Source organism: Shewanella alkalitolerans, from assembly GCF_019457575.1.
In the GTDB taxonomy this organism is placed as follows: domain Bacteria; phylum Pseudomonadota; class Gammaproteobacteria; order Enterobacterales; family Shewanellaceae; genus Shewanella; species Shewanella loihica.
On the sequence record NZ_CP080422.1, the window covers coordinates 2,360,803 to 2,376,617 of the forward strand.

Annotated in this window: 12 protein-coding genes; 5 read left to right on the top strand and 7 right to left on the bottom strand. The window is 53.4% G+C overall.

Annotation, left to right across the window (positions count from 1 at the left end; translation table 11 throughout):
- Nucleotides 1–2 precede the first annotated feature (2 nt).
- The 5 genes from rsxD (at nt 3) to gloA (ending at nt 4,068) form a co-directional block, all read left to right on the top strand.
- Nucleotides 3–1,058 carry an electron transport complex subunit RsxD gene (rsxD, locus tag K0J45_RS10595; protein ID WP_220042529.1) on the top strand — a complete coding sequence of 352 codons (1,056 nt, stop codon included), beginning with the start codon at nt 3–5 and terminating at the stop codon, nt 1,056–1,058.
- Between the two features lie 20 nt (nt 1,059–1,078).
- Nucleotides 1,079–1,717 carry an electron transport complex subunit RsxG gene (gene rsxG, locus K0J45_RS10600; protein WP_011865868.1) on the top strand — a complete coding sequence of 213 codons (639 nt, stop codon included), beginning with the start codon at nt 1,079–1,081 and terminating at the stop codon, nt 1,715–1,717.
- Nucleotides 1,710–2,408, top strand: a complete 699-nt coding sequence (locus tag K0J45_RS10605; RefSeq protein WP_220042530.1) for an electron transport complex subunit E — start codon at nt 1,710–1,712, stop codon at nt 2,406–2,408. Before rsxG ends, K0J45_RS10605 begins: the two co-directional genes overlap by 8 nt.
- A gap of 3 nt (nt 2,409–2,411) precedes the next feature.
- Entirely contained in the window at nt 2,412–3,053 is a 642-nt protein-coding gene (gene nth / locus K0J45_RS10610) for an endonuclease III (RefSeq protein WP_011865870.1), read from the top strand.
- 604 nt (nt 3,054–3,657) lie between these two features.
- Entirely contained in the window at nt 3,658–4,068 is a 411-nt protein-coding gene (gloA, locus tag K0J45_RS10615; RefSeq protein ID WP_220042531.1) for a lactoylglutathione lyase, read from the top strand.
- A 56-nt stretch (nt 4,069–4,124) separates the two neighbouring features.
- On the opposite strand, the gene K0J45_RS10620 is transcribed toward gloA, so the two are convergent.
- The 7 genes from K0J45_RS10620 to K0J45_RS10650 form a co-directional block, all read right to left on the bottom strand.
- The gene (locus K0J45_RS10620; protein WP_220042532.1) at nt 4,125–6,635 is read right to left on the bottom strand and encodes a TonB-dependent receptor plug domain-containing protein; all 2,511 of its coding nucleotides are present in this window, start codon (nt 6,633–6,635) and stop codon (nt 4,125–4,127) included.
- A 1,130-nt stretch (nt 6,636–7,765) separates the two neighbouring features.
- Nucleotides 7,766–8,779 (bottom strand): Holliday junction branch migration DNA helicase RuvB, encoded by a 1,014-nt coding sequence (gene ruvB / locus K0J45_RS10625; protein ID WP_220042533.1) that lies wholly within the window; start codon nt 8,777–8,779, stop codon nt 7,766–7,768.
- Between the two features lie 19 nt (nt 8,780–8,798).
- The gene (ruvA, locus tag K0J45_RS10630; RefSeq protein WP_220042534.1) at nt 8,799–9,416 is read right to left on the bottom strand and encodes a Holliday junction branch migration protein RuvA; all 618 of its coding nucleotides are present in this window, start codon (nt 9,414–9,416) and stop codon (nt 8,799–8,801) included.
- The gene (gene ruvC / locus K0J45_RS10635) at nt 9,413–9,934 is read right to left on the bottom strand and encodes a crossover junction endodeoxyribonuclease RuvC (RefSeq protein WP_220042535.1); all 522 of its coding nucleotides are present in this window, start codon (nt 9,932–9,934) and stop codon (nt 9,413–9,415) included. The genes ruvA and ruvC overlap by 4 nt, the downstream gene beginning before the upstream one ends.
- A 7-nt stretch (nt 9,935–9,941) precedes the next feature.
- A complete protein-coding gene (locus K0J45_RS10640) occupies nt 9,942–10,688 on the bottom strand; it encodes a YebC/PmpR family DNA-binding transcriptional regulator (protein ID WP_220042536.1) in 747 nt (248 codons plus the stop codon).
- 70 nt (nt 10,689–10,758) lie between these two features.
- Entirely contained in the window at nt 10,759–12,537 is a 1,779-nt protein-coding gene (gene aspS, locus K0J45_RS10645; RefSeq protein ID WP_220042537.1) for an aspartate--tRNA ligase, read from the bottom strand.
- 169 nt (nt 12,538–12,706) lie between these two features.
- Nucleotides 12,707–15,511, bottom strand: coding sequence for a transporter substrate-binding domain-containing protein (locus K0J45_RS10650; protein ID WP_220042538.1), 2,805 nt, complete (start codon nt 15,509–15,511; stop codon nt 12,707–12,709).
- Between the last annotated feature and the right edge of the window lie 304 nt (nt 15,512–15,815).

Consider the following 15,815-nt stretch of genomic DNA (forward strand, 5'->3'; position numbering starts at 1 on the left):
TCATGGCATTTAAGTTGGCCTCATCGCCACACCTATCCACCAAGGCACAAACCCGTGGCCTGATGTTTAAGGTCATGCTGTGCGCCCTTCCCGGTGCGCTGGCCCAGTGCTACTTTTTCGGTTGGGGAACCCTGATCCAGATAGCCTTGGCTATTGCTATAGCAGTGGCTACAGAGGCGGCGGTATTAAAGTTACGTGCGCGTCCTGTGGGCAAGACCATCAGTGACAACAGCGCGGCCCTTACCGGCCTGCTCATCGGTGTGGCGATTCCCGCGCTGGCGCCATGGTGGATTGCGGCCATAGGCGTAGTCTTTGCCATCTTAGTGGTCAAACAGCTCTACGGTGGCCTTGGCAACAACATCTTCAACCCGGCCATGGCGGCCTATGTGATGCTGCTGATCTCCTTCCCGGTGCAGATGACCACCTGGGTCGCCCCAAGCGGCGCTGCCCTGCATGACCTGGGGCTGATGCAGAGCCTGAGCATCATCTTCCAAGGCGCCGACGCCGAGCAGATCCTCGCCTATCGCGCCGGCATAGACGGCGTGACCATGGCCACCCCTCTGGATGCGGTTAAGACAGGCCTCTCCACCGGCCTGACCCTGAATGAGATTTTAACTAAGGCCAGCTTTAGCGACGGCTTTGGCATCGGCTGGGCGCTAATAAATCTGGCCTACCTGGCTGGCGGTCTGGTGATGCTCAAGCTGAAGCTGATCCGCTGGCAGATAAGCACCGCCATCCTGGCCAGTTTGTTTGTCTGCGCCAGCATAGGTTATCTGCTGAGCCCTGATACCCACATGGGCCCCTTGCTGCATCTGTTTTCCGGCGCCACCATGTTAGCAGCCTTCTTTATCGCAACCGATCCTGTAACCGCGGCGACCAGCACCCGCGGCCGACTGATCTTCGGCGCCCTGATCGGTCTCCTGGTCTATCTGATCCGCAGTTTCGGCGGCTATTATCCCGATGCCTTTGCCTTTGCCGTGCTGCTGGCAAACCTGTGCGCGCCCTTTATCGATTATTATGTCAAACCCCGAGCCTACGGCCACAGAGCAAGCCGCTAAGCCCACGGCAGGAGTATGAAGTGAAACGTTCTATCGTCAAAAATGCTAGCTTATTGGGGTTATTCGCCCTCCTGTGTACCGCCTTGGTGGCCCTTGTTAACCAGTTCACCTTCGAGCGGATCAAGCAGCAGCAAGATCTCGAGCTGATGCGCACCTTGCATCAGATCATCCCTGATGAGATGCATGACAACGCGCTTATTGAGCACTGCATCCTGATCCAGGACGCCGATGTCCTGGGTATAGATGAGCCCCTGCCCGCCTACATCGCCAGCCAAGGCGGTGAGCCGGTAGCCATCGCCATGGAAACCGTCGCGCCAGACGGCTACAACGGTCAGATTAAGCTGATCGTCGCCATCGATGCCAAGGGCGAGGTTCTTGGCGTGCGAACGCTCAACCATAACGAGACGCCGGGCCTTGGGGATAAGATCGATCTGCGTAAGTCTTCCTGGGTACTCGGCTTTAAGGGCCAGAGTATTCAGGGCGAGCAAGATAAGCGCTGGGCGGTGAAAAAAGATGGCGGTCAGTTTGATCAGTTTACCGGCGCCACCATCACGCCAAGGGCCTATGTCGGCGCGGTTAAGCGCACCCTGGCCTATTTCAATGCCAACCAGCAGACCCTGTTAAACCGCCCTGCCAACTGTGAGGTCCAGTATGAGTAACTATCGTGATATCGCCTGGCAAGGACTGTGGAAGAATAACCCGGGCCTAGTACAGCTCCTGGGCCTATGCCCGCTGCTGGCGGTCACCGCTACCCTGACCAACGCCATAGGCCTCGGCTTGGCAACACTTGTGGTGCTGGTGGGCTCCAACGTGCTTGTCTCTCTGGTGCGAGAGTTTGTACCCAAAGAGATCCGCATCCCGGTGTTTGTGATGATCATCGCCGCCCTGGTGACCTGTGTGCAGCTGCTGATCAATGCCTATGCCTATGGCCTCTATCTGTCACTGGGGATCTTCCTGCCGCTTATCGTCACTAACTGCGTCATCATTGGCCGCGCCGAGGCCTTCGCCTCACGTAACAGCGTGGTTAAGGCGGCGTTCGATGGTCTGATGATGGGACTGGGCTTTACCCTAGTGCTCATGCTGTTAGGCGCTTGCCGCGAGATTTTGGGCCAGGGCACACTGTTTGACGGTGCCGATCTGCTGCTTGGCGACTGGGCCAAGGGACTAACGATTCATCTCTGGCAGGTAGATACCAACTTCCTGCTGGCCATGCTGCCGCCTGGCGCCTTTATCGCCATGGGTTTCCTCATTGCCATCAAGAACATGATCGACAAGCAGCTCGAGGCGCGTCAACCAGCCCCAGAGGCCGCGCCAGCCGTCACCCGCGCACGCATTACCAAGGTGAGTTAAGTTATGAATACCGAGAAGCGCCGTAAGATCCTGGAGATCTTTCGCGATAACAATCCTAAGCCAGAGACCGAGCTTAACTTCTCCTCTCCCTTCGAGCTGCTGGTTGCCGTCACCCTGTCGGCCCAGGCCACGGACGTGAGCGTCAACAAGGCCACCGACAAGTTATTTCCCGTCGCAAATACCGCCCAAGCCATCTATGACCTGGGCGTCGAGGGACTCAAAGACTATATCAAGACCATAGGCCTGTATAACAACAAGGCAATCAACGTCATCAAGGCCTGTGAGATCTTGCTGGAAAAGCACGGTGGCGAGGTGCCCGAAGATAGAGAGGCGCTCGAAGCCCTGCCTGGCGTGGGTCGTAAGACGGCCAACGTAGTATTAAACACCGCCTTCGGCTGGCCGACCATTGCCGTCGATACCCATATCTTTCGCGTCGCCAACCGCACCAAGTTTGCCATGGGCAAGAATGTGGATCAGGTGGAGCAGAAGATGTTAAAGGTGGTACCGGCCGAGTTTAAGGTAGATGTGCACCACTGGTTTATTCTTCACGGGCGATATACCTGTGTCGCCCGTAAGCCTAGATGCGGCAGTTGTTTGATTGAAGAGCATTGCGAGTTTAAAGAGAAGGTCTATCCAGACGAATAGGCGTTCAGGCTTGAGCTGATTCTTGAGCTAATACTTGAGTAAACTATTGAGCAAACACTTAAGCAAACTCTTGAATAAAAATAAGCTCTCAAAGATAAAAAAGCCGCAGATGCGGCTTTTTTCAGACTCAGTAGCGAGGGTTCGCTGATGAGTTATACCAATCACGGTAAGTAAGTGATCAGAAATAACACGGGAAAAACGTTCGAGAACAAGGCAGCATTTTTTGATAAGTAGTTATTCTACAATCACAAATGATAACACCGTTATCGGACGTTTTAACACGCTAGAGTGATCAGTTATTTACTACGATTGGTATCAAAACATACAGACAAAAAACACAGATAGAAACAGTGCTATGGTGGCCGTTAATCCCAGGGCCATTTTCAATTCGTTTGGCATCGACAACTCCTCTAGTAACCAAGCTCAATTATCTCAGCCATCCGGGTTAACACCAGTGACATCACCCCATTCTGTGACAAGGATCATGGCGATTTACGCCTGTTATTCCCAGGCTGTTATTGAGCAAGCAAACCGATAGCGCAGATTTAAATGGCGGATAAATAAGGTATACTTGGGCCTAGCATTCCCCTAAAAAGAGGTCCTTATGGCACAACTTTTACACACCATGCTGAGGGTCGGCGATCTCGATCGTAGCATACATTTTTACACCGAGATCCTGGGCATGAAGCTACTGCGCAAGTCCGAGAATCCAGAATACCGCTATACCCTGGCCTTCGTTGGCTTCGACGAAGAGGCGACTGGCGCCGCTGTGGTCGAGCTCACCTACAACTGGGACACGGACAAGTATGATCTCGGCACCGGTTTTGGTCATCTGGCCATTGGCGAAGAGGATATCTACAGCCGCTGCGCCGCTATCGAAGCCGCCGGTGGCAAGGTGACCCGTCAGCCTGGCCCGGTTGCCGGTGGCACGACTGAGATTGCCTTCGTAGAAGACCCTGATGGCTACAAGATTGAGTTCATTCAGATGAAATCTGCCCAGCACGGCTTAGGCTAATCTTGATACCCACATAAAAAAGCGCCCTAGGGCGCTTTTTTATTTCCAACTACTCGTTAGAACTTAACGGTTACACCGCCGTAGATCTGACGACCGATAGTGTCGTAAACCTCAGGCACTGTGCCAGCCTCGTTACCACTTGCCACCATCACAGGCTTCTCGTCGGTGAAGTTCTTCACGCCCAGGCTTGCCGTAATGCTGTCGTTGATGTGGTACATACCCGAGATGTTGTGGTACAGCACTGAATCAACTGTGTCACCATAGTTGATGTCATCCATCTCACCGATATAACGGTTAGAGTACATCAGACTCCAGTCACCCTGGCCGGCCTTCACACTAAAGTTGTTCTTCACCTTAGCGTAACCACCAAACATGCCGCCGATGGTGCCAGTGTAGTCGATGCCATCCTGTTCAAACTCGAGCAGGTAGGTCAGATCGTTGCTGATGCTCCAATCTAGGCCCAGGCCTTCGAAACGGTAAGCCAAGTTAAAGTCGATACCACTGGTGTCTTGATAGCCCACGTTGGTTAGCGGGTTAGTCAGGTTCTCCAGGTTACCGTCAGGCGTGATGCCGAAGGTTTCACAAGCTGTAGTATCACCGGCGTGACAAGCATTCAGACCCGCTTGAACGTCCAGACGCGAGATGGCGTCTTTGATCTTGAAGCGCCAGTAATCCAGCGTCAGTGACATGCCGTCGATATAGCTTGGCGAGTAGACCAGACCAGCTGTGTAAGACTCTGAAGACTCAGCCTTCAGATCGGGATCTGAGGTGTAGTTCACCAGGATCTGTGGGTCTTGCTCGTTGCCCCAAGGATCGTCCAGATAGTCGTATGAACCCACGTTACCACCGAACAGCTCGCTCACGTTTGGCGCGCGGAAACCGGTTGCCGCTACGGCGCGAAGCATAAGGTCATCGGTCGCCTCATAGGTCAAACCTATCTTCCAGGTCGATGCGTTACCAAAAGTTGAGTAGTCATCGAAACGCAGCGCAAATTCACCTGTCAGCTTGTCGGTGAAAGGTACGCTCACCTCCTGATAGACAGACACCACGCTGTAGCTACCATCAGTAGGATCTTGCTGGGCTGCAGTGCCTTCACCGGCGACGATCACTGGATCTGGATTGTAGTAACCACTGTCATGGCGATACTCGGCGCCAATTGCATAAGCCACTGGGCCCGCTTCCAGGTCGAAGGCTTCGCCGCTGATCACGCCAGAGACGATGTGCTGCTCGTTACCACCGGTAGTGCTTTCCTGGTAGCTGATGTCATCGACGATGGCTTGAGACAGTGGGTCACCGCTGAACCAGGCATCCTGGTTGTCATAGACAGACTGCGCCATGTTCTTAGCGTTGATTGAGTTGTGCACCCAAGTCTCTGCCTTGTTCTTACCATAGGTGTAGGAAAGATCCCAGGCGATGCCTGTGTGAACATCGAATTCACCAGCTAGACCCGCTGAGACACGCAGAGTGTCAGTGTCTTGCTCATAGATACGGTTACCCGCATCTGTGGTTCTTCTGCGATATTCGACGCGGCCTTGGTCGTCAGGCGTGATGCCACCGGCAAGCATCTCGTCGGTTAGCGTGATGCAGTTACCTGTAGAAGTTGGCGTGCACACATCTAACATCACAGAGGCTGGCTGAGCCGCCATCATCTGCTCAGATTGACGCTTGGTGTAAAGCAGGTCGCCGGTAAAGACGATTTCGTTCGCAAACTCTTGGGTCGCGTTGGCGAAGAAGCTGTAACGCTCGTTAGGCGTCTGTAGCCAGCTGTCCTGGGTATAGTCATAACCTTCGGTGCGATCGACCCAGTTGCCGTTCTCGTCTTGTACCTTGCCGCCTAATGATCCGGTTGGGATGAAGCTACTGGCACCCTTCTCTACCCAGTCGCGATCTTTTTGCATCACGCCGCCACGGTCTGAGTAAGCCACACCAAAGGTATAGTTACCACCGTCTGTGTTGAATCCGTAAAGCGCGCTGATCTCAACGTTTTCGCCATCGCCCTTGTCGGTCGCGCCGCCATTGATGTCCAGCTGGAAGCCTTCGAAATCTTTCTTGGTGATGATGTTCACTACACCGGCAATGGCGTCAGAGCCATAAACAGCTGAGGCACCGTCTTTCAGGATCTCCACACGGGCGATCATCGCCACTGGGATAGTGTTCAGATCCACTGCACTGTCGGCGCCCGAACCTGAGTTCACCATGCGGCGGCCATTTAACAGCACTAGCGTACGGCTTGCGCCCATACCACGTAGATCCACCTGGGCGACACCGTCGGCACCATTGTTAGTGGTAGAGCCTACTGCCATACCCGCCATGGCAGGTTGCGCCTGTAGGATCTCATCGACCGAGTTGTAACCCTCGGCGCGAATGGCACTGGCGTCGATAACCGTAACAGGTGAAGCCGTTTCCATGTCTTGACGTTGAATGCGTGAACCCGTTACCGCGATACGTTCAAAAGAGGCACTTTCTTCGGCAGCAACGGCATTGTTGGCAACAAAATATCCGCTGGTCGACACTGTCGCAATTAAACTTAATTTAACTGCCGCAGCTAATCTGCTTGTTTTAATCATGTAGGTCTACTCCCTAATTCAATTTTTATTCGGCGCCGTTCTTTTATTTATTCAACGCTCGATTCGATACTCTCCTTTCACCCCAAATGCGTCAATCCACCAATTTATTAACCAATGAAAAATAAACGTTAATACAAAGTATTATTTAAGTAACAACGCAAGTTTAATATTTCACCCCAGAGAGTGAATAAGCATTCACCTAGTTTAATTAACTAGAAAATTTGATCCGAGCCAGTGTTTTACTCGGCAAGAGTTGCAACACAATCACAACGCACACAAAAGGCAAAAATGTGATCACTATCACAAAACAATGGTCTAAACACTTGTTTCAATCTGGCGTTTTTACGCCGCAGGCACATAAACACGCCAACATTAACAATTCCACCGACCTGAGCCTTAAATGAATAAGGATGCTGAGCGATGATTAGACTTGCTTGTTACAATATTTTACAAACGCGCAGAAACTCAGCGTTAGTCAATTTATCTCTCTACCTAGTTTCCACGCCACTGCATTAAATCAATTACTGACTTAACGCATTTAATTTTAAGGAGTAACTAAGTGCGGAATTAATAAAATGGATATAAATCAAGACTCAATTTAAATACAGTCAATCTTTGTGGAGAATTAACAAAATAACTAACAAGTAGGCTTATTAAATTATATAAGTGTAACGCTTTGTATCTCTTATTCCCTTAACGGGAACTCTTTTAGCTTATATTTTAAACGAAAGGATTCTGAAATAGGATTCAAGAATAAGTAGATAGCAACCGACTCAAATCACCGACCTGATTGCATAGAAATTCGAGTGCGTCCCCAGCAACGACAGAGTGACAGCAGCAAGATCATGACGCTCACGGCACACCCATGAAGACGTTTATTAGCGCCTTAGATTAAAGGCTTTGATTGAATGCTTTGATTGAATGCTTTGATTGAATGCTTTGATTGAATGCTTTGATTGAAGGCGTTGATTGAAAGCTTTGATTAAATGCTCAGACAGGGAGGTACTGGGTAGACAGCAAAGGCGTCGTATGTCGAGCCAGTAGGTGACAACAAAAAAGCGCAGTCTTTCGACCACGCCTCTTAACGCTCAACTCACTACTGTGAGAGATAATAGCCGTTCGCCTAGCGATTATTCCGGCTGGATCAGGTTGAAGTGCTGATAGGCTCTCGCCGTCGCGATACGCCCTCTTGGGGTGCGCTGGATGAAGCCTTGCTGGATCAGGAAGGGTTCGAGCACATCTTCGATAGTCTCACGCTCCTCGCCGATGGCCGCGGCCAGGTTATCCAGGCCCACAGGGCCGCCCATAAACTTATCTATGATGGCCAGCAGCAGCTTACGGTCCATATAATCGAAGCCTTCGACATCCACATCCAGCATATCCAAAGCGCTCTCGGCGACCACCTTGTTGACCTCGCCATCATGCTTCACCTCGGCGTAGTCTCGCACCCGTCTAAGCAAACGGTTAGCGATACGCGGCGTGCCGCGAGAACGTCTGGCGACCTCTACCGCGCCTTCTTGATCGATCGGCAGCTCAAGCACCTTGGCCGAGCGCGTGACGATACTGCTAAGATCTTTGACGTTATAGAACTCGAGACGCAGTGGGATGCCAAAACGGGCACGCAGCGGCGATGTCAGTGCGCCGGCACGAGTGGTGGCGCCAATCAGGGTGAAAGGAGGCAGCTCTAGCTTAATGGAGCGCGCCGCCGGGCCCTCGCCTATCATGATATCCAGCTGATAGTCTTCCATCGCCGGGTAGAGGATCTCCTCCACCACAGGGCTTAGTCTGTGGATCTCGTCGATAAAGAGCACGTCACCGGCCTCGAGATTGGTAAGCAGGGCTGCGAGATCACCCGCCTTCTCCAGCACGGGACCCGAGGTGGACTTGATGTTAACCCCCATCTCGTTGGCGACGATCATGGCAAGCGTGGTCTTACCCAGCCCTGGTGGTCCGTAGATCAACATATGATCCAGGGCCTCGCCGCGCTTCTGCGCCGCCTCGATAAACACCTTGAGCTGGGCCCTGGCATCGTCCTGGCCCGTGTATTCATCCAGCAGCTTAGGACGCATCGCCCTATCTATCTGCTCGTCCCGCTCCTCAGTGCCTTGGGGCTGGGCGTGAACTAACCTATCGGCTTCAATCATCTATTTCTCACTCTGAGCGCTAGAGCATCGATTTCAGCGATGCCTTAATCAAGGTTTCTGAATCCATGCCCTCTTCGAAGACACTGGACACCGCCTTACTGGCCTGTGCCGGCTTATATCCTAACGCCAAAAGCGCCGAGATGGCATCTTCTTCGGCCGTGTTGGCCACAGGTGCAGGAGTATAGTTAGACTGCAGCACAAACTCGCGCTCGTTGCCATGGGAGGCTTCCATCAGGCTCTTGAGCTTATCGCGCATCTCAACCAGCAGACGCTCGGCAGTCTTCTTGCCGACACCCGGCAGCTTAACCAGGGTTGCGATATCGTCATGCTCGACGCATTTCACGAATTCGCCCGCCGTCATGCCAGAGAGTATGGTCAGTGCCAGCTTAGGACCGACGCCATTGGTCTTGATCAGCAGCCTGAACAGCGCCCTCTCCTGCTTGGTGATGAAACCGTACAGCAGCTGGGCGTCTTCACGCACCACGAAGTGGGTGTAGATCACCGCCTCTTGATTTAATTCCGGCAATTCATAAAAACTGGTCAGCGGCATCTGCACCTCATAGCCGACACCGCCAGCTTCAATCAGCACCTCGGGCGCCTGCTTCTCGACGAGTAATCCCCGTAAACGACCTATCATCTATATCTTCCGTAAGTTCTCGCGCTAGCCTTACCGCCCATGGCGATCAGGCTCTGATATGTGTGGAAATGGCACAGGGCAACGCCTAACGCATCGGCCGCATCGGCCTGCGGCGCCGCCGGCAACTTGAGGATCTGCTGCACCATGTGCTGTACCTGGCTCTTCTGCGCCCGCCCCGTGCCAACCACGGCATTCTTGATCTGGGTGGCCGAATATTCGGCCACAGGCAATTGAGCATTGGTGGCGGCGACGATGGCCGCCCCCCGCGCCTGCCCAAGCTTTAACGCCGAATCGGCATTCTTCGCCAAAAACACCCGCTCGATGGCAAATTCGTCCGGCTGGTATTGGCGGATGATCTCGCTTATCCCGTCGAAAATTACCTTGAGACGGGAAGGCAGATCATCGGATTGGGTACGAATACAGCCGCTGCCCAGGTAGATCTGCTGCCTGCCCTGGCACTGGATCACCCCATAGCCTGTGATCCGCGAGCCGGGATCCACCCCCAAGATTATCGGCATAGTCTGCCTATTCGAGGCTGGCTAAGATCTCATCGGAGATCTCGGCGTTATGATAGACCTCTTGTACATCGTCGTGATCTTCAAGGTTATCGATGAGACGCAGGAATTTAGGCGCCGTTTCAGCATCAAGCTCAGCCTTAGTCGATGGCACCATGGTCACCTCGGCGTTAACCGCCTCGAGCCCGGCGCCGTCCAGTGCATCCTTAACCGTACCAAAGGCCTCAGGCGTGGTGTAGACATCGATAGAGGTATCATCATTGGTCACCACATCTTCGGCGCCGGCGTCGAGCGCCGCATCCATGATGGTGTCTTCATCGCTGCCTTCGGCGTAAGAGATCACGCCACGCTTCTCGAACAGATAGGCTACAGAGCCATCCGTGCCCAAGTTACCGCCCGACTTGCTAAAGGCGTTACGTACGCCAGAAACGGTGCGGTTACGGTTATCTGTCATGGTCTCGACCATCACGGCGGTGCCGCCAGGACCATAACCTTCATACATGATGGTTTCCAGCACCTGACCGTCTAGCTCACCGGCGCCGCGCTTGATGGCGCGCTCGACCGTGTCGCGGGTCATGTTATTTGACAGCGCCTTATCAATTGCAGCCCTGAGTCTCGGGTTAGAATCGGGATCCGAGCCGCCTTCTCTGGCCGCTACCGTGAGTTCGCGAATGAATTTGGTGAAGAGTTTACCGCGTTTGGCGTCTTGTGCCGCCTTGCGGTGCTTGATGTTGGCCCATTTACTGTGACCGGCCATAGGGACTCCTTATTCGAGTTTGCCTCGAAAAAGCCGAGCAAGATGCTCGGCTTATTGGTTCAATCTTGATCTATTCCTGCTCTTTTTTCGCTTCCACTACGCTGACCCCGAGCTCCTCGAGCTGTACCGGGTTAGCAAAGCCAGGGGCATTGGTTAGCGGACAGGCTGCCGTGGTGGTCTTAGGGAAGGCCATCACGTCACGAATCGAGCTGGCACCTGTCATCAGCATGACCATACGGTCTAGGCCGAACGCCAAACCTGCGTGTGGCGGCGTGCCATACTTGAGCGCTTCGAGCAGGAAACCAAACTTCTCTTGTGCTTCCTCGTCGTTGATCCCCAGGATTCTGAATACGGCCGACTGCATCTCGGCGTCATAGATACGTACCGAGCCACCGCCCAGTTCGCAACCGTTAAGTACCATGTCATAGGCATCAGAGATGGCCGCCGTTGGATCCGCTTCCAGCTCGGCTGGCGTGATACCACTTGGCGCAGTGAATGGGTGATGCATGGCGTGCAGGCCACCGTCAGAGGTGCGCTCGAACATTGGGAAGTCAACCACCCATAGTGGTTTCCAGTCGCCTTGAAGCAGGTCGAAATCTTCACCAACCTTGAGACGCAGCGCGCCCATGGCTTCTGCTACTATGTTCGCCTTGTCGGCGCCAAATAGGATTAGGTCACCGTTGGCCGCACCTGTGCGCTCAAGGATCCCCTTAACCACCTCTTCGCTTAAGAACTTAAGCACTGGCGACTGAATGCCTTCCAGGCCTTTCTCCAGCTCATTGACCTTCATCCATGCCAAGCCTTTGGCGCCATAGATGTTGACATACTTGCCATACTCATCGAGCTGCTTACGTGACAGGCTAGCACCGCCCGGCACACACAGCACGGCAACACGGCCTTCGCTGTCGTTGGCTGGCTCTTGGAACACCTTGAAATCGACATCTTTAACCAGATCGGCAACATCGACCAGCTCTAGCGGGTTACGCAGGTCTGGCTTGTCTGAGCCATAACGACGCATCGCCTCGGCGAAGGTCATCTTAGGGAATTCGCCTAGGTCGACATTAAGTAGCTCTCTAAACAGGCCGCGTACCATCTCTTCAGTCTTGTCCATCACCTGAGCTGAGGTCATGAAAGAGGTTTCGATATCGATCTGGGTAAATTCAGGCTGACGGTCGGCGCGTAAGTCTTCGTCGCGGAAACACTTGACGATCTGGTAGTAACGGTCGAAGCCAGACATCATCAGCAGCTGCTTAAACAGCTGTGGTGATTGTGGCAGCGCGAAGAACTGGCCCTTGTAGGTACGGCTAGGCACCAGATAGTCCCTGGCACCCTCTGGGGTTGCCTTGGTCAGAATTGGTGTCTCAATATCGAGGAAACCATTGCCGTCGAGGAAACGACGCACGGCGCTGGTCACCTTAGAGCGGAAGATGATGCGCTCGGCCATCTCTGGGCGGCGCAGATCCAGGTAGCGATACTTCAGGCGCTGCTCTTCGGTGTTGTGTTGATTTTTGTCCATGTTGATCGGCAGTGCCGGTGCGCTGTTGAGTATGGTCAGGGCCTTGCCCAGCACCTCAATCTCACCTGTGCGCATCTGGTCGTTGATCTGGCTGTCTGGACGGGCGCGTACCAAGCCTTTCACCTGAACACAGAACTCACTGCGCAGTGTGCTGGCGACATCGAATACCTCGGGCAGATCAGGATCATATACTACCTGAATCACGCCTTCACGGTCGCGCAAATCCAGAAAAACCACGCCGCCGAGATCGCGACTGCGGTTAACCCAACCTACGAGAGTAACTTCTTCCCCAACATGAGACCGATTAACGTCTCCACAATAATGACTGCGCATCTAACACTTTCCTTTCATCCGTCAAGGCCGTGCTTGAGGATATTCAATACATGACAAAAGCGGCATTATAGTGAAATATTGCCGATTTCAAAACAACTTCATCCGCTTAAAATGAAGTAAACCTTTGGGTTGGATAAATATCCATCAAATCCTGAACTGGGGTCACAGATCAGGCGCTCTGGTAACAGCGCCCACCCTGTTTAACCGCCCGTGACATCAACTTGTCGGCGGTCTTGAGTAGCTCCACCACAGTATCGCCATCGCTTGGGAACATGGCCACCCCTATGCTGACCGATAGTGCCACATCCAGGCCGTTGATCGCAAAGGGAGCGCTAAAGCCGCCTACTATACCGTCGGCCACCTGGCACACGGTATCGAGATCTTTGCTGCGATTAAGCACCATCACAAATTCGTTGCCGCCAAAACGCGCCAGAGTATCAGACTTACGCACCGCAGACTTAAGGCGCTGCGCGCCCTTGGCCAGCACCCTGTCGCCCACCTGATGGCCATAGGTCTGGTTGATTTCACGCATATTGTCGAAGCTGATAAAGAGTACGGCAAAGGACTGCATCTCGCGGCGATGTAAGAGCACAGACTGCTGCAATCTGTCATCGAGCAGGCTGCGATTCGGCAAGCCGGTGAGTGCATCAAACTGCCCCGCTCGGGTCAGCTCATGGGCCAGCTCCTTGGCGGCCGCCAGGCGGCTACGCTGAGCGCGCCAGATAAGATAGACAAACACCACAAAGCTGAGTAGCGCCAGAAGATAGAAGGCACTCTGATAGTTCACCCAGGCCCTCCAGCTGCTAGGTTCTTCTTTCACCCAGTGCTGATAAATCTCCTCTTGCCGCTCAGGAGTGATCTGGGCGATGGCCTGATCCCACAAGGGCACAAGCGCATCAAACTTGGGGCTTAAGGCGAAATGGCTCTGCTGCTGGGAAAAGTCCGCCAGCACAGACATCTTAAGTGCCTTGTAGTCTGACTCCTTAAGCACCATGGTCATGTTGATCACCTTCTCGATGAAGGCATCGGCCTTGCCCTGGGCCACCGCATCCACACCGGCGCGGCTGTTGGGCACAATCACCAGCTCGATGCCCAGCGCCTTGTTCATCAGATTGGCGATGAGATGATACCCCTCGACGATCGCCAGGCGTTTACCACTCATCTGACTCAGGTTAAATACCGTCACCTGACTGAGGTTAGTCACCAATCCCCAGGGCGATGGCCAATAGGGGGTGGTAAAGACCATCTCCCGCTCGCGTTCTGGGGTATGGGCGACGCTGCCGACGATATCGATGTCACCCTGTTTAAGCGCCTCCAGCAGACTGCTCCAGCGATCGAACGGCACCCCCTCAATGGTTAAACCCAGCTGCTCGGCGACCCAGTGGCTTATCTCGCTGTTGATCCCCATAAACTCGCCGGACGGCCCCTGATACTCCATGGGCGCCCAGGCAGCAAGGTAGCCCACTTTAAGCGTACCCAAGCTGTCTAGATAACGGCGCTGCTCCTCTGTGATAGCGAGCGGATTAAGCAAAGACTGCACGCTTCTGTCGTCTCTATCCAAGATCCATTTATTCTCTATCGCGGCAAGCTCGGCGTTGCTGATCAGACGAAAGCCCGCCGCAATGCGCTGAGCCAGTCCCTTGTCCTCATTGCGGGTCAAGGCATAGATATCTGTGGTAAAGGCCAGCTTGCGATACTGGTGAAAGTCAGACCAGGATTCGGCGCGCAGCAGATAGTGCTGAGTCCAGGCAGACGCAGCCACGAAGGCGGCGATATGCCCCTGCTGGGCGGCCTGGATCATCTGGGTCACATCGGTATAGAGCTTAAGCTCGGAGTTTGGCAGCGCCTGCTTGAGTTTATCCAGATAAGGCGCGGTAGGCACTGCGCCGACACGCTTACCCTTTAGCTCATCCAGACTATTGATCGCCTTACCATAACTGAACAGGCGACTCTTGACCTGATAGGTGCGCCAGGCCCGGGTGAGATTGGTCTTCATGGTGTCGCTCTCGGGATACCCCACATGAATATCGGCGCGGTGAAACTTGAGTTCATCCAGGCCATCTTCCATAGCGGCCGGGCGAAACTCCACTTCTATGCCCGTCTTCTTAGACCAGAGCTTCCAGATATCGATATAGAGACCGTGAGGTTCGCCGTCACCGCCGGTATCGACAAAGGGTTGAATTCCTGTCGTGGTGGCAATCACTAAGGTGTTGGCATCATGGCTAAAACCTAGCCAACGCTTGTCTATCTCGGCGCGGCTGGTTTGACTCAAGCGGTCAAAGCCGCGGTTGATCTCTGTGATAAGATCCAGCCTTCCCTTGCTGACGGCGGGCACCAGCGCCGTCTTCTTGATAAGCAAACGATTATCCAGGGGAAACTCTTCCAGAACGGCGCGGCTAACGGCGTTATCCTTTAAGTAGCCTTCCATGCCGGCGAAGACATCGACCTCACCGGCCACCACGCCACGAAGCAGTTCGGCGCGGCTATTATAGTAGCGATAACTCAAACCAGTAACTTGCTGATTGAGAATGGATTCATGGGATGAACCCGTCACTATGCCGATGCGATAGGGCTGGAGATCGCTAAAACTCTTCTTACCCTTTAGCGTGTTGCGCACATAGAGATAGGTACTGACATAGGCGATGGGCGCCGCGAAATCGAAATCTTTATCCCGCTCCTTGGTGATCCCAAGGCCGATGTGAATATCGGCATCCCCCTGCGCCAGCTGTTTCAAGGAGTCCTGCCAATGACGGGCGACAAATACAACGGGCACCTGAGTCTGAGACGACCACTCACGCCAAAGATCCACCAAGACCCCCTTGACATCGCCATTCTCATCGACGAACTGATAAGGGTAGCTGTCCTCCCCCATTACCAAGACTAGCGGGGCTTGCTGCTCTTCTGCAGACACCTGAAAACTGAGCATTAAACTCAGCGCCAACGCGGCAGTTCCCAGCACAAAACGGGCCATCATAAGGGGCGCAAAGACTAAGCATGCCGACAGGATACGTCGCCAGGCAACACAGGCCGAAGCAAAAGAGTGTAGTGGTGTCAAAGGTAGGTCCCAGTTTCTATTATCATTTTTATATCAAGCCAAGCTATCACTTGTTCTAAAAACAGTCCCTTATAAAAAGGGCTTATAAAAGGCAGCTTATATTACAAGCTGGCTACAAAAAATAACCTTAGCATCCCTGCGTCGAGCGCAAAGTCACCGCGCTGTAAAATATATGTTGTTATTAGGATATTAGACAGAATTTTATTCCTAATTACCAGTACCA

Bases quoted from the DNA above. Each gene is read 5' to 3' on its own strand.
- rsxD (WP_220042529.1), top strand. From the start codon at position 3: ATGGCATTTAAGTTGGCCTCATCGCCACACCTATCCACCAAGGCACAA.
- K0J45_RS10605 (WP_220042530.1), top strand. From the start codon at position 1,710: ATGAGTAACTATCGTGATATCGCCTGGCAAGGACTGTGGAAGAATAAC.
- nth (WP_011865870.1), top strand. From the start codon at position 2,412: ATGAATACCGAGAAGCGCCGTAAGATCCTGGAGATCTTTCGCGATAAC.
- gloA (WP_220042531.1), top strand. From the start codon at position 3,658: ATGGCACAACTTTTACACACCATGCTGAGGGTCGGCGATCTCGATCGT.
- K0J45_RS10620 (WP_220042532.1), bottom strand. From the start codon at position 6,635: ATGATTAAAACAAGCAGATTAGCTGCGGCAGTTAAATTAAGTTTAATT.
- ruvB (WP_220042533.1), bottom strand. From the start codon at position 8,779: ATGATTGAAGCCGATAGGTTAGTTCACGCCCAGCCCCAAGGCACTGAG.
- ruvA (WP_220042534.1), bottom strand. From the start codon at position 9,416: ATGATAGGTCGTTTACGGGGATTACTCGTCGAGAAGCAGGCGCCCGAG.
- ruvC (WP_220042535.1), bottom strand. From the start codon at position 9,934: ATGCCGATAATCTTGGGGGTGGATCCCGGCTCGCGGATCACAGGCTAT.
- K0J45_RS10640 (WP_220042536.1), bottom strand. From the start codon at position 10,688: ATGGCCGGTCACAGTAAATGGGCCAACATCAAGCACCGCAAGGCGGCA.
- aspS (WP_220042537.1), bottom strand. From the start codon at position 12,537: ATGCGCAGTCATTATTGTGGAGACGTTAATCGGTCTCATGTTGGGGAA.
- K0J45_RS10650 (WP_220042538.1), bottom strand. From the start codon at position 15,511: ATGATGGCCCGTTTTGTGCTGGGAACTGCCGCGTTGGCGCTGAGTTTA.